This window comes from Streptomyces sp. CC228A, from assembly GCF_021390935.1.
Lineage (GTDB): Bacteria > Actinomycetota > Actinomycetes > Streptomycetales > Streptomycetaceae > Streptomyces.
The window spans coordinates 140,063-154,070 of the sequence record NZ_JAJPUI010000006.1 but is presented as its reverse complement, the minus strand read 5'-3'; the positions used below and the strand labels follow the sequence as shown (position 1 = coordinate 154,070).

The following is a 14,008-nucleotide window of genomic DNA, read 5'->3' as shown; positions in this document are numbered from 1 at the left end:
CGCCTGGTCTCCGTGGAGAGGTCCCTGCCGCGTGCTGTCCTCGGGAGGACTTGCTGCGGCGCGGCCGCCTCCGCGGGCCGGTGGTCCGGCCGTCTGCCGCTCGCGGCGGTGGCCCGGCCGCCGGCCGTCCGCCGTACGCCGCAGGTCTCGGTGGTGACGTACGTCCCGGCCGTCCCTCCGGCTCCGTGCACGGCGACGGCCGGGCCTCCCTTGCGGGGGGCCCGGCCGTCGCTTCGCGCGCGTAGTGGTGCTTCCGGCTACTTCGCCGGGGTCGGCTCCGGTTCGGCGTCCGTCGCCTCGCCCGCCTCCGGGCCCTCGCCCTCGGGCAGCGGGGTCTTCACGGAGTCGAGCAGCAGCTGGGCGACGTCCACGACCTGGAGGTGCTCCTTGGCCGCGCCCTCGTTCTTCTTGCCGTTGACCGAGTCGGAGAGCATCACGAGGCAGAACGGGCAGGCCGTCGAGACGATGTCCGGGTTGAGGGACAGGGCCTCGTCGACGCGCTCGACGTTGATGCGCTTGCCGATGCGCTCCTCCATCCACATGCGGGCGCCGCCGGCGCCGCAGCAGAAGCCGCGCTCCTTGTGGCGGTGCATCTCCTGCTGGCGCAGGCCGGGCACCTTGTCCATGATCTCGCGCGGGGGCGTGTAGACCTTGTTGTGGCGGCCCAGGTAGCACGGGTCGTGGTAGGTGATCAGACCGTCGACCGGGGTCACCGGGACGAGCTTGCCCTCGTCGATGAGGTGCTGCAGCAGCTGCGTGTGGTGGATGACCTCGAACTCGCCGCCGAGCTGCGGGTACTCGTTCGCGATCGTGTTGAAGCAGTGCGGGCAGGTGGCGACGATCTTCTTCGCCGCCTTGGGCTTCTTCGTCGCCGGGTCCTCGTCGTCCTCGCCGAACGCCATGTTCAGCATCGCGACGTTCTCCTGGCCGAGCTGCTGGAACAGCGGCTCGTTGCCGAGGCGGCGGGCGGAGTCACCGGTGCACTTCTCGTCGCCGCCCATGATCGCGAACTTCACGCCCGCCATGTGCAGCAGCTCCGCGAAGGCCTTGGTGGTCTTCTTGGCGCGGTCCTCCAGGGCGCCGGCGCAGCCGACCCAGTACAGGTAGTCGACCTCGGACAGGTCCTCGACGTCCTTGCCGACGATCGGGACCTCGAAGTCGACCTCCTTGGTCCACTCGACGCGCTGCTTCTTCGCCAGGCCCCAGGGGTTGCCCTTCTTCTCCAGGTTCTTGAGCATCGTGCCCGCCTCGGACGGGAACGAGGACTCGATCATGACCTGGTAGCGGCGCATGTCGACGATGTGGTCGACGTGCTCGATGTCCACCGGGCACTGCTCGACGCAGGCGCCGCAGGTGGTGCAGGACCACAGGACGTCGGGGTCGATGACGCCGTTCTCCTCGGCGGTGCCGATCAGCGGGCGCTCGGCCTCGGCCAGGGCGGAGGCGGGAACGTCCTTGAGGGCCTCCTGCGACGCCTTCTCCTCGCCCTCGGAGGTCTTGCCGCCGCCCGCGAGCAGGTACGGCGCCTTGGCGTGCGCGTGGTCGCGCAGCGACATGATCAGCAGCTTCGGGGAGAGCGGCTTGCCGGTGTTCCAGGCGGGGCACTGCGACTGGCAGCGGCCGCACTCGGTGCAGGTCGCGAAGTCGAGGATGCCCTTCCAGGAGAAGTGCTCGACCTGGGAGACGCCGAAGACGGTCTCCTCCGCGCCCTCCTCGTCGTCGAAGACGGTCTCGAAGTCGATCTCCTTGCCGCCGGACGTCATCGGCTGGAGCGCGCCGAGGGCCGTCTCGCCGGTCGCGTTGCGCTTGAAGAAGATGTTCGGGAAGCCGAGGAAGCGGTGCCAGGCCACACCCATGTTGGTGTTCAGCGAGACCGTGATCATCCAGATCAGGGAGACGCTGATCTTCACCATGGCGGCGAAGTAGATCGCGGTCTGGAGGGTGCCGAGCGACAGCCCCTTGAAGGCCAGGACCAGCGGGTACGAGACGAAGTACGCCGCCTCGTAGGAGTCCACGTGGTGGATGGCGCCCTCAAGGCCGCGCAGGGCCAGGATGGCGAGGCCGATCGTGAGGATGACGTACTCGACGAAGTACGCCTGCCACGCCTTGGAGCCGGCGAAGCGCGACTTGCGGCCGGCGCGGGACGGCAGGCTCAGCAGCCGGATGACCATGAGGACGGCGATGCCGACGACGGTCATGAGGCCGATGAACTCGATGTACATCTCGAACGGCAGGAAGCCGCCGAGCACCGGAAGCGTCCAGTCCGCCTGGAAGAGCTGTCCGTACGCCTGCGCCAGCGTCGGCGGCAGGGTGAGGAAGCCGACCGCGACGAACCAGTGCGCGAAGCCGACGATGCCCCAGCGGTTCATCCGCGTGTGACCCAGGAACTCCCGGATCACGGTGACGGTGCGCGCCTTGGGGTCGTCGGTGCGGCTGCCGGCCGGGACCGGCTGGCCCAGCTTCACGAACCGGTAGATATTCGCGATCGCTCGGGCAAAGAGCGCAACGCCGACCACGGTCAGGGTCAGCGACACAATGATCGCGGCGAGTTGCATGGAGGGCTCCTCGGGCCTGCGAGGGAGGACTGCTGCGGGCGGGGGATCCGGGACTACTAAGCGGTAACTTATGGTTCGACAGCCGAGCGTACCCAGTTATTCCGCCGCACTGTAGTCGCGGTAGCGGTGATCTGCGTCGCTCAGGTGCGCCTCACCAGGAGGGCTCCGGCGGCCGCCGGAGCGGGCTCAGGCGGGTCCCGTCCCGACGCGGGGGCGGCGCCTGCCGTACAGGGCCCGCGGGGTGCGCAGGAGCAGGGCCGCGTCGAGCCCGATCCAATGGTGCTCCACATAGTGCTGGTCGAGCATCAGCGGCTCGTCCCACGGTAGCCCGGAACCGCGCCGCACCTGGGCGAGGCCGGTCAGCCCCGGGCGTACGCGGCGGCGCCAGGGCGCGTCCTCGCCGGGGTCGCCCGGCGCCAGCGGGGCGGGGCCGACCAGTGACATCTGCCCCCGCAGGACGTGGGGCAGCCGCGAGAGCGCGTCGAGCCGGAAGCGGTGGACCCGCAGGGTGTGCAGGGTGAAGGGCCGGCCGTCCAGGCCGGTCCTGGTCTCGTGGGCGAACACACCGCCCGGCGGGCGGCGCAGGGCCGCCGCGGCCGCTGCGGCGGCGAGCGCGGGGGCGGCGAGGGCCAGCAGGGCGGCGCCGGCGGTCAGGTCCATCAAGCGTTTCGGGTGCACGGGGAACACCTGGCCCTGGGGAGGCGTTATGACACGTTCTGTCCTGGAACGATACGGCTCGGGAGTGCGGTCCCGGCGGGTCTGCGGCGCGGCGTGCCGCGGTGCGGTGCGGTGGGGCGGGGACCGGGCGGCGGGGGTGCGGGCGCGGTGCGTTGCGCATAAGGCCCGGATAAAAGTTGAGTGGGGGTGGCTCAGGTCTGTTGACTCTGTCAGACCGGTGGTGCATCCTTGAGTCTGTTGCACTCAAGTCAGCTGGAGGAATCAGACATGGCACGTGCGGTCGGCATCGACCTGGGCACGACTAACTCCGTCGTCAGCGTTCTGGAAGGCGGCGAGCCCACCGTCATCACCAACGCCGAGGGCGCCAGGACCACGCCGTCCGTCGTCGCCTTCGCCAAGAACGGCGAAGTCCTCGTGGGTGAGGTCGCCAAGCGTCAGGCCGTCACCAACGTGGACCGGACGATCCGCTCGGTGAAGCGCCACATGGGCACCGACTGGAAGATCGACCTCGACGGCAAGAAGTTCAACCCGCAGCAGATCAGCGCCTTCGTGCTGCAGAAGCTGAAGCGGGACGCCGAGGCGTACCTGGGCGAGAAGGTCACGGACGCGGTCATCACCGTCCCGGCGTACTTCAACGACGCCGAGCGCCAGGCCACGAAGGAGGCCGGTGAGATCGCCGGCCTGAACGTGCTGCGCATCGTCAACGAGCCCACCGCGGCCGCCCTGGCCTACGGCCTCGACAAGGACGACCAGACGATCCTGGTCTTCGACCTCGGTGGCGGTACGTTCGACGTGTCGCTGCTGGAGATCGGCGACGGCGTCGTCGAGGTGAAGGCCACCAACGGCGACAACCACCTCGGCGGCGACGACTGGGACCAGCGCGTCGTCGACTACCTGGTCAAGCAGTTCCACTCCGGCCACGGCGTGGACCTGTCCAAGGACAAGATGGCCCTCCAGCGCCTCCGCGAGGCGGCGGAGAAGGCGAAGATCGAGCTGTCCTCCTCCACGGAGACGTCGATCAACCTGCCGTACATCACGGCCTCCGCCGAGGGCCCGCTGCACCTGGACGAGAAGCTCACCCGCGCCCAGTTCCAGCAGCTGACCTCCGACCTGCTGGAGCGGTGCAAGATCCCGTTCCACAACGTCATCAAGGACGCGGGCATCCAGCTCTCCGACATCGACCACGTGGTCCTCGTCGGCGGCTCGACCCGCATGCCGGCCGTCGCCGAGCTCGTCAAGGAGCTGACCGGCGGCAAGGAGGCCAACAAGGGCGTGAACCCGGACGAGGTCGTCGCCATCGGCGCCTCGCTCCAGGCCGGTGTCCTCAAGGGCGAGGTCAAGGACGTCCTGCTCCTCGACGTCACCCCGCTGTCCCTCGGCATCGAGACCAAGGGCGGCATCATGACCAAGCTCATCGAGCGCAACACGACCATCCCGACCAAGCGGTCGGAGATCTTCACGACGGCCGAGGACAACCAGCCGTCCGTGCAGATCCAGGTCTACCAGGGCGAGCGCGAGATCGCGGCGTACAACAAGAAGCTCGGCATGTTCGAGCTGACCGGCCTCCCGCCGGCCCCGCGCGGCGTCCCGCAGATCGAGGTCTCCTTCGACATCGACGCCAACGGCATCATGCACGTCACCGCCAAGGACCTCGGCACCGGCAAGGAGCAGAAGATGACCGTCACCGGCGGCTCCTCGCTGCCGCAGGACGAGGTCAACCGGATGCGTGAGGAGGCCGAGAAGTACGCGGAGGAGGACCACAAGCGCCGCGAGGCCGCCGAGATCCGCAACCAGGGCGAGCAGCTCGTCTACCAGACCGAGAAGTTCCTCAAGGACAACGAGGACAAGGTCCCCGGTGACGTGAAGACCGAGGTCGAGGGCGCCCTGGGCGAGCTCAAGGAGAAGCTGAAGGGCGAGGACACGGCCGAGATCCGCAGCGCCACGGAGAAGGTCGCCGCCGTCTCCCAGAAGCTCGGCCAGGCCATGTACGCCGACGCCCAGGCGCAGGGCCAGGCACCCGGCGCCGGCCAGGCGGGTGCCGCGGGCGCCCAGGGCGACGACGACGTGGTGGACGCCGAGATCGTCGACGACGAGAAGCCGAAGGGTGGCGCCGCATGACGGAGGAGACGACTCCGGGCTTCGAGGAGAAGCCCGACGTCCCCTCCGGCGCCGCCGCCGACGACGCCGTCGAGGCCGCTGCGGAAAACTCCGAGGAGACCGCGGCGGCCCCGGCCGGGGACACGAACGACAGCACCAAGGCCGAGGGCTCGACCGCCGAACTGGACCAGGCCCGCACCGCCCTCGCGGAGCGCACCGCCGACCTCCAGCGGCTCCAGGCCGAGTACCAGAACTACCGCCGCCGGGTCGAGCGCGACCGGGTCGCCGTCAAGGAGCTCGCCGTCGCGAGCCTCCTCACTGAGCTCCTGCCGGTGCTCGACGACATCGGCCGGGCCCGCGAGCACGGCGAGCTGGTCGGCGGCTTCAAGTCGGTCGCCGAGTCGCTGGAGACCATCGTCGCGAAGATGGGCCTCCACCAGTTCGGCAAGGAGGGCGAGCCCTTCGACCCGACCGTGCACGAGGCGCTGATGCACTCGTACGCGCCGGATGTCACCGAGACGACCTGCGTGGCGATCCTCCAGCCCGGGTACCGGATCGGCGAGCGGACCATCCGCCCCGCCCGGGTCGCCGTCGCCGAGCCCCAGCCGGGCGCGGCGCCGGCCGCCAAGGAGGAGAAGTCGGCCGACGAGGAGAACGGTGGCCCCGAGGAGGGCTGACAGCGAGCGGCCCCGCGGTCCCCGGCGGACCGCGGGGCCCGGGGCTGACACAGTGACGGTCCGGGAGGAGGGACGTCGATGAGCACGAAGGACTTCGTCGAGAAGGACTACTACAAGGTCCTCGGCGTCCCCAAGGACGCGACCGAAGCAGAGATCAAGAAGGCGTACCGGAAGCTCGCCCGCGAGTTCCACCCGGACGCCAACAAGGGCGATGCCAAGGCCGAGGCCCGCTTCAAGGAGATCTCCGAGGCGAACGACGTCCTCGGCGACCCGAAGAAGCGCAAGGAGTACGACGAGGCGCGTGCCCTCTTCGGCAACGGCGGCTTCCGCGCGGGACCGGGCGCCGGGGGCACCTTCAACTTCGACCTGGGCGACCTCTTCGCCGGCGGCCCGCAGGGCGGCGCCGGCGGGGCCGGCGGCTTCGGCGGCGGCCTCGGCGACGTGTTCGGCGGGCTGTTCGGCCGGGGCGGCACCGGTGCCCGCACGCAGCCGCGGCGCGGCCAGGACGTCGAGTCCGAGGTGACGCTCAGCTTCACGGAGGCGGTCGACGGGGCCACCGTCCCGCTCCGCATGTCGAGCCAGCAGCCGTGCCAGGCCTGCTCCGGCACCGGCGACAAGAACGGCACACCGCGGGTCTGCCCGACGTGCGTGGGCACCGGCCAGGTGTCGCGCGGCTCCGGCGGCGGCTTCTCGCTCACCGACCCGTGCGTGGACTGCAAGGGCCGCGGGCTCATCGCCCAGGACCCCTGCGAGGTGTGCCACGGCAGCGGGCGCGCCAAGTCGTCGCGCACCATGCAGGTCCGCATCCCGGCGGGCGTCTCCGACGGCCAGCGCATCCGGCTGCGCGGCAAGGGCGCCCCCGGCGAGCGGGGCGGCCCCAACGGCGACCTGTACGTGGTCGTCCACGTGGACGACCACCCCGTGTTCGGCCGCAAGGGCGACAACCTCACCGTCACGGTCCCGGTCTCCTTCGCGGAGGCGGCGCTCGGCGGCGAGATCCGGGTGCCGACACTCGGCGGACCCCCGGTCACCCTCAAGATCCCGGCCGGCACGCCCAACGGACGCACCATGCGCGCCCGGGGCAAGGGCGCCACCCGTAAGGACGGTACGCGCGGCGACCTGCTGGTCACCGTCGAGGTCGCCGTACCGAAGGAGCTGGACGACACGGCGCGCGAGGCTCTGGAGGCATACCGTCAGGCGACCGCGGGTGAGGACCCGCGGGCTGAGCTCTTCCAGGCCGCGAAGGGGGCTTGACGCAGTTGGACGGACACCGGCGCAACCCGTATGAGCTGACCGACGACACGCCCGTATACGTCATCTCGGTGGCCGCCCAGCTGAGCGGTCTGCACCCGCAGACCCTGCGGCAGTACGACCGGCTGGGACTGGTGTCCCCGGACCGTACGGCGGGGCGGGGGCGGCGGTACTCGGCCCGCGACATCCAGCTGCTCCGGCAGGTGCAGCAGCTGTCGCAGGACGAGGGCATCAACCTGGCCGGAATCAAGCGCATCATCGAACTGGAGAACCAGGTGACCGCGCTGGAAGCCCGGGTGGCCGAGCTGACGGCCGCGGTCGAGGGCGCGGCGATGGCGATGCGCCAGCGGGAGGCGCAGGTGCACGCCTCGTACCGCCGGGACCTCGTGCGCTACCAGGACGTGCAGCAGACCAGCGCGTTGGTGGTGTGGCGCCCGGGCGGCAAGCAGCGGGGCAACGGCAGCGGCGCCGAGTAACCGGGCGTGGCCCGGGCCCTCGGCGGCCTGCGGCCCGATCCTGGCCTGGGGCGCCTGGGGCGCCTGGGCGCCCGGGGTGCCCGCTCGCTCGGACCTCCCGGGTCGGCCGGGTCGGCCGGGTCGGACGGGGCGGCTTCCCCGGCTTCCCCGGGTTGCTCGGACCTCCCGGGTCGTTTGGGGCGGGTTGCCCCGGTGTCGGTGTGCGGGGGGCGTGGGTGTCCGGTGGTGCCGGGTGTGTCCGGAGGTGTCGGTCCGAGGCGTTTCGGGTGCCCGGTGGTGCCCCGTGCCCCGTGCCCCGTGCCCGGAGGTGCCGGCTGTCTGGGCTGCCGGGTGCCGGGTGCCCGGGGGTGGCGGTGTCCTGGAGCCGGTACCCGGCGGTGCCGGCGTCGACGTCGGTGCCGGCGTCCGGTGGCGCGGTGTCCGGGCGGTTCGGTGCCCGGGGTGGTCGCGGTGGGTGTGCCGGGTCAGTCCCGGGCGGGGCACTGGTCGTGGCCCCGCGCCGCGTCGGCGTCGCCGGCCGGGCAGCCCTGCACGGTCACGGGGGCGGCGCCCTGTACCGGCATCGGCGCCGGTCCCGCGGCCGCCGCGTCCGGTGCCGGCATCGTCACCATGCAGACGCCCTCCTGGCCGTCCAGGATGCCGGAGCGTGCGATGAGATAGCCCAACTGCGCGCGGCTGCCGCTGCCCAGCGCGGACGCCAGCTTCGCGATGTGGGCCCGGCAGGTGCGGACGTTCATGCCCAGGCGGCGCGCTATCGCTTCGTCCACATGGCCCTCGACGAGGAGCCGGGCGATGGACCGCTGGATGCCGCTGATGCCGTTCACGGCCGGGGCGTAGGCGACGACCTCCTCCTGCCAGGGTATGCCGTACAGCCAGAACTGCTCGAAGACGCCCACGAGATACCGCACCAGGCCCTCGTGGCGCAGCTCCAGCGCCACCTGGCGGTCGCTGCGCGCCGGGATGAACGCCACCTTCCGGTCGACCACGATCAGCCGGTCGATGATCTCCTCAAGGGTGCGGACCTCCAGGCCGAACGGCATGATCCGCTCGACGTACCCCATCGTCGCCGAGTGGTGCCGGGCGGTGTGCTGGTACAGGGTGCGCATCCGGACCCCGCGGTCCAGCAGGGGCTCGACCCTCCGCAGCGCGGCCTTCACGGACTCGGGGCCTTTGCGTCCGCTACCGGGCTGGATGGTCAGGAGCTCCACGGAGCACTCCTCGATGACCCGGTCCAGCTCGGCGTTGATGACGGCGAGGCCCTCCAGGACGTTGATCGCCGCGGTGGCCGGGGGAGTCGCCGTGGTGATCGTCATGAAGGGCTCGAATGCATCGGCCAACGACAGGGCCCGCTGTCGGCGTTGCTGTATCTCCCGCTCAATGGGGTGTATGAGCTGGTTGAGGGCGATGGAGGGAGGCACGGGCCGCAGCCAGTCCGTGTCGTCGGGGTCCGGGTGGAGCAGAGCGAGGTCCAGGAGACACGGCGCCGCGTCCACTTCCGAGCGGGCTATCCGGCCAGCGCGCAGGGCGGCCGCGTACAGGTGCCTTCCGGCTTCGCACGGCTCGCCATGGCTGTGCTCGGTTTCCGGATCGTCCACCTTCGACCGCATATGCACCCCCCTCAGGGTCCTGTATTTCAGGAACATGATGCCTGTACTGGCTGGTGGAAGCGTTCAGAGTGAGCCATCGTCATAGACGCGGGGGAGGAGGTAAGGACAAAAAGAGGTGGAGATCGTCCATGACCAGGATGGTTCGTGCACTCAGCGCCATAGCCGTCGCTGCCGCGGCCGTGCTCGGCGTCGCCGCCGCCAGCGGTGATCCGGCGTGGGATGCCGCGCCGACGAGCGGCGTTGCCGCAGGTGATCCCTCATGGGACAGCAGCCCGGCGGGTCAGCGCGACCCCTCGTGGGACTTCGCCGCGTCCCCCCTCCAGGACCCCGCGTGGGACAGCGTCGGCGCCAGGACGACGGGCGTCGCGGCATGAACGTTCCCGACGACCCGCGCTTCCGGCGCGAGATGGCGTCCGCCTACCGCTCCGGGTGGCACTTCATCGACCTCGTCACCGCTGTGCCGCAGGGTGGCGATTCGTTGATGGTCACCCTCTTCGGTGAGCCGATCGTCATCACGCGCGGAGACGACGAGGACATCCGCGCCTACCGCTGCCTCCGTCGCCCCCGTGGTGCGCCGCAGCCCGTCAGGTGCGCCATTCGCTACGGAATGATTTTCGTCAATCTCGATCAGCGGGATCACCAGCTGGTCGAGCCCGAGACCGCAACCGCCACCCCCCGCAGCGCCTGAACGATTCCCCCGTCGTTGTAGATCGTTCAGGTGCTTCCCCCACACAGCGGCGCCATCGTGGACCTGAAACACGATGGCGCCGCTGTGCTGTTTGCACACGACACGTCCGGGGGTGCCGGGCGGCCGGCGGGTACGGCGCCGACGGCCGCCGCTGCGTCTGCTGCCGCGGGGCGGGGAAGCGCTGGGCGAGCGTGGACGCCTCCCCTGCGGCGCCGGTGTGCTGCCGGGCCCCAGGGGGCTGACGGCTGAACCGCCGCGGCCCGCCCGTACGCACGGCCCCCGCCGAGTACGGCGCCGACGGCGGCGCGGCCCGAGGCCCGAGGCCCGCCCGCGCCGCCAGCCGCCGCGCCGGTTGTGGGTGGTCTACGCGCGGCCCATCGCGCGGGTCAGGGTGATCTCGATGACCACTCGGTCCGGGTTGGGCGTCGGGACGCGGCCGTAGCGCTCCGCGTAGCGGGCGACGGCGTCGGCGACCGCGTCGGGCTCCGTGCGGATCACCGCGCGGCCCTCCAGCGTCGCCCAGCGGCCCGCGTCGACCTGGCAGACCGCCACCCGGGCGCCTTCCGGGCCCGCCGCCAGCACGTTGGCGACCTTGCGGCTGTGCTTGTTCGTGATGACCCGCGCCATGCCCTTCCCGCCGCCCTCGGGGTCGTACGTCACGCCCACCGCCACCACGTGCGGCGTGCCGTTCGGGCGGATCGTCGTCAGCGTGCACATGTGCCGCTCGCGCCAGAAGCTGACGTAGGAGGGGTCGGGGTTGCGGAGGTCGATGGCCATGGGCCGGAAACTACCCGGGGGCGCTGGCCCCGACCACATTGAGTGGAATAGACTCAACTTTGTGGACGTTGGCTGAGTCATGGGAACGGAGGGCGCAGCCGAAGTGCCCGGACGAGGAGGAGAGAGCACACGTGGACGCCGAGCTGACCAACAAGAGCCGGGAGGCGCTCAATGCCGCCACCAGCCGTGCCGTGTCCGCAGGGCACGCCGACCTGACGCCGGCGCACCTCCTGCTGGCGCTGCTGTCCGGCCGTGACAACGAGAACCTCGTCGACCTGCTGGCCGCCGTCGAGGCGGACCAGGCCGCCGTACGGTCCGGGGCTGAGCGGCTCCTCGCCGCGCTCCCCAGCGTCACCGGGTCCACCGTCGCCCCGCCGCAGCCCAACCGCGACCTGCTGGCCGTCATCACCGACGCCCAGGCGCGCGCCCGGGAGCTCGGCGACGAGTACCTGTCCACCGAGCACCTGCTGATCGGCATCGCCGCCAAGGGCGGCCAGGCCGGAGAGCTGCTGACCCGGCAGGGCGCGAGCGCGGGGAAGCTGCTGGACGCCTTCACCAAGTCCCGCGGCAGCCGCCGGGTGACCGGCCCGGACCCGGAGGGGCAGTACAAGGCCCTGGAGAAGTTCGGCACCGACCTCACGGCCGCCGCCCGCGAGGGCAGGCTCGACCCCGTCATCGGCCGCGACCAGGAGATCCGGCGCGTGGTGCAGGTCCTGTCCCGGCGCACCAAGAACAACCCGGTGCTCATCGGCGAGCCCGGCGTCGGCAAGACGGCCGTCGTCGAGGGCCTCGCGCAGCGCATCGTGAAGGGCGACGTCCCCGAGTCGCTGAAGGACAAGCAGCTCGTCGCCCTCGACCTGGGCGCCATGGTCGCCGGAGCGAAGTACCGCGGCGAGTTCGAGGAGCGTCTGAAGACCGTCCTGTCCGAGATCAAGGAGAGCGACGGCCGGATCATCACGTTCATCGACGAGCTGCACACCGTCGTCGGCGCGGGCGCCGGAGGCGACTCCGCCATGGACGCGGGCAACATGCTCAAGCCCATGCTGGCCCGCGGCGAGCTGCGCATGGTCGGCGCCACCACCCTCGACGAGTACCGCGAGCGCATCGAGAAGGACCCCGCCCTGGAGCGACGCTTCCAGCAGGTCCTCGTCGCGGAGCCGACCGTCGAGGACACCATCGCCATCCTCCGCGGCCTCAAGGGGCGTTACGAGGCCCACCACAAGGTGCAGATCGCGGACAGCGCGCTGGTCGCCGCCGCGACCCTGTCGGACCGGTACATCACCTCCCGCTTCCTGCCCGACAAGGCCATCGACCTCGTCGACGAGGCCGCGTCCCGGCTCCGTATGGAGATCGACTCGTCTCCCGTGGAGATCGACGAACTGCAGCGCGCCGTCGACCGGCTCCGCATGGAGGAGCTGGCGCTGAAGAACGAGACCGACCCCGCATCCGTGCAGCGCCTGGAGAAGCTGCGCCGCGACCTCGCCGACAAGGAGGAGGAGCTGCGCGGCCTCACCGCCCGCTGGGAGAAGGAGAAGCAGGGCCTCAACCGGGTCGGTGAGCTGAAGGAGCAGCTCGACGACCTGCGCGGCCAGGCGGAGCGGGCCCAGCGCGACGGCGACTTCGACACCGCCTCCAAGCTGCTGTACGGGGAGATCCCCGCCGTGGAGCGGGAGCTGGACGAAGCCACCGCCGCCGAGGCGGAGCAGGAGGCCGCCAAGAACCCCATGGTGAAGGAGGAGGTCGGGCCCGACGACATCGCGGACGTCGTGGGCTCCTGGACGGGCATCCCCGCGGGCCGCCTCCTCGAAGGCGAGACCCGCAAGCTGCTCCGCATGGAGGAGGAGCTGGGCAGGCGCCTCATCGGCCAGAGGGAGGCCGTGCAGGCGGTGTCCGACGCGGTGCGCCGTACCCGCGCGGGCATCTCGGACCCGGACCGGCCGACCGGCTCGTTCCTGTTCCTCGGCCCGACCGGGGTCGGCAAGACCGAACTGGCGAAGGCCCTCGCCGACTTCCTCTTCGACGACGAGCGGGCGATGGTCCGCATCGACATGAGCGAGTACGGGGAGAAGCACAGCGTGGCCCGGCTCGTGGGCGCGCCTCCCGGCTACGTCGGCTACGAGGAGGGCGGCCAGCTGACCGAGGCGGTGCGCCGCCGCCCGTACAGCGTCATCCTGCTCGACGAGGTCGAGAAGGCCCACCCGGAGGTCTTCGACATCCTCCTGCAGGTGCTCGACGACGGCCGGTTGACGGACGGTCAGGGGCGGACGGTCGACTTCCGCAACACCATCCTGGTGCTGACGTCGAACCTGGGCAGCCAGTTCCTGATGGAACCGACGACGACGGAGGCGGAGAAGCGGGAGCAGGTCCTGGAGGTGGTGAGGGCCTCCTTCAAGCCGGAGTTCCTCAACCGCCTGGACGACATCGTCGTCTTCTCGGCCCTCACCCGGGACGAGCTGGCCCGCATCGCCCGCCTCCAGATCGACCGCCTGTCCGCGCGGCTCGCCGAGCGGCAGCTCGGCCTGGAGGTGTCGCCCGAGGCCCTGGAGTGGCTCGCCGACGAGGGCAACGACCCGGCGTACGGGGCGCGCCCGCTGCGCCGCCTGGTGCAGACGGCCATCGGCGACCGGCTGGCCCGCGAGATCCTGGCGGGCGAGGTGAGCGACGGCGACACGGTGCGGGTCGACCGGGTGGACGGCGGCCTCACGGTCACCGCGGCGCGGTAGCCGCGGGCCACCCGCGGCCGGGGCGGGTACCACGGGGGCGGGGCCGGGACGCGTACCGCCGAGGCGGGTACAGCGCCCCGACCTGCGCCCCGACCTGCGCCCCGACGCGCGCCCCGACGCGCGCCCCGACGCGCGCCCCGACCTGCGTCCCGACGCGCGTCCCGACGCGCGCCCCCACCCGTGCCCTCGCCCTCGCCCCTCTCCCCGTACGCGCTCCCGCCCAGGCGCCCGTGCGCTCCCGCGCCGCGCCCCGTACGTGCCCGCGTCCCCGTAGGCCCCGCCGGGAAGCGGCTGGGGGCGGGCGCTTGGCGGGCGGGTGGGGCGGGTCGCTGCCCGGGGTGCGGGTTTCCCGGCCGGGCCGCACGGAGCGGGCGCCAGGGGGCGGCCCGGCCCGTCCGCCGTACGCCGTGTCCGGCGGTCGCACCCGGGTGTCCTCCACCCGGGCGGCGGATCGTGTCCGCCCGCAGCGGATCGCCCTC

At 71.6% G+C, this 14,008-nt stretch carries 10 protein-coding genes and 1 pseudogene; 7 read left to right on the top strand and 4 right to left on the bottom strand.

The window, feature by feature from the left end; all coding sequences use genetic code 11:
• Window positions 1-257 precede the first annotated feature (257 nt).
• The gene (locus L6E17_RS18470; protein WP_236241854.1) at window positions 258-2,555 is read right to left on the bottom strand and encodes a (Fe-S)-binding protein; all 2,298 of its coding nucleotides are present in this window, start codon (window positions 2,553-2,555) and stop codon (window positions 258-260) included.
• 186 nt (window positions 2,556-2,741) lie between these two features.
• Window positions 2,742-3,233, bottom strand: a complete 492-nt coding sequence (locus L6E17_RS18465) for a sugar transferase (protein WP_236241853.1) — start codon at window positions 3,231-3,233, stop codon at window positions 2,742-2,744.
• A gap of 267 nt (window positions 3,234-3,500) precedes the next feature.
• Here L6E17_RS18465 and dnaK point away from each other — a divergent pair, with 267 nt between their 5' ends.
• From dnaK to L6E17_RS18445, 4 genes are all read left to right on the top strand, one after another.
• On the top strand, window positions 3,501-5,351 hold the full coding sequence (gene dnaK, locus L6E17_RS18460; RefSeq protein ID WP_236241852.1) for a molecular chaperone DnaK: 1,851 nt from the start codon (window positions 3,501-3,503) through the stop codon (window positions 5,349-5,351).
• Window positions 5,348-6,007, top strand: a complete 660-nt coding sequence (gene grpE / locus L6E17_RS18455; RefSeq protein WP_236241851.1) for a nucleotide exchange factor GrpE — start codon at window positions 5,348-5,350, stop codon at window positions 6,005-6,007. The genes dnaK and grpE overlap by 4 nt, the downstream gene beginning before the upstream one ends.
• 78 nt (window positions 6,008-6,085) lie before the next feature.
• Window positions 6,086-7,261, top strand: coding sequence for a molecular chaperone DnaJ (dnaJ, locus tag L6E17_RS18450; protein WP_236241850.1), 1,176 nt, complete (start codon window positions 6,086-6,088; stop codon window positions 7,259-7,261).
• 5 nt (window positions 7,262-7,266) lie between these two features.
• Entirely contained in the window at window positions 7,267-7,734 is a 468-nt protein-coding gene (locus tag L6E17_RS18445; protein WP_236242122.1) for a heat shock protein transcriptional repressor HspR, read from the top strand.
• Window positions 7,735-8,363: 629 nt separating this feature from the next.
• On the opposite strand, the pseudogene L6E17_RS18440 reads toward L6E17_RS18445, so the two are convergent.
• Window positions 8,364-9,341 (bottom strand): annotated as a pseudogene (locus tag L6E17_RS18440) (helix-turn-helix transcriptional regulator); the annotation flags it as partial.
• Between the two features lie 128 nt (window positions 9,342-9,469).
• Between L6E17_RS18440 and L6E17_RS18435 the strand changes: the two are divergent.
• Together L6E17_RS18435 and L6E17_RS18430 are read left to right on the top strand one after the other, a co-directional pair.
• Window positions 9,470-9,715 (top strand): hypothetical protein, encoded by a 246-nt coding sequence (locus L6E17_RS18435; RefSeq protein WP_236241848.1) that lies wholly within the window; start codon window positions 9,470-9,472, stop codon window positions 9,713-9,715.
• Window positions 9,712-10,029, top strand: coding sequence for a (2Fe-2S)-binding protein (locus L6E17_RS18430; RefSeq protein ID WP_071266575.1), 318 nt, complete (start codon window positions 9,712-9,714; stop codon window positions 10,027-10,029). Before L6E17_RS18435 ends, L6E17_RS18430 begins: the two co-directional genes overlap by 4 nt.
• A gap of 363 nt (window positions 10,030-10,392) precedes the next feature.
• Here L6E17_RS18430 and L6E17_RS18425 read toward each other — a convergent pair whose 3' ends face one another.
• Entirely contained in the window at window positions 10,393-10,806 is a 414-nt protein-coding gene (locus L6E17_RS18425; RefSeq protein WP_236241847.1) for a pyridoxamine 5'-phosphate oxidase family protein, read from the bottom strand.
• Window positions 10,807-10,937: 131 nt separating this feature from the next.
• Here L6E17_RS18425 and clpB point away from each other — a divergent pair, with 131 nt between their 5' ends.
• Window positions 10,938-13,529 carry an ATP-dependent chaperone ClpB gene (clpB, locus tag L6E17_RS18420; RefSeq protein WP_236241846.1) on the top strand — a complete coding sequence of 864 codons (2,592 nt, stop codon included), beginning with the start codon at window positions 10,938-10,940 and terminating at the stop codon, window positions 13,527-13,529.
• Window positions 13,530-14,008 lie beyond the last annotated feature (479 nt).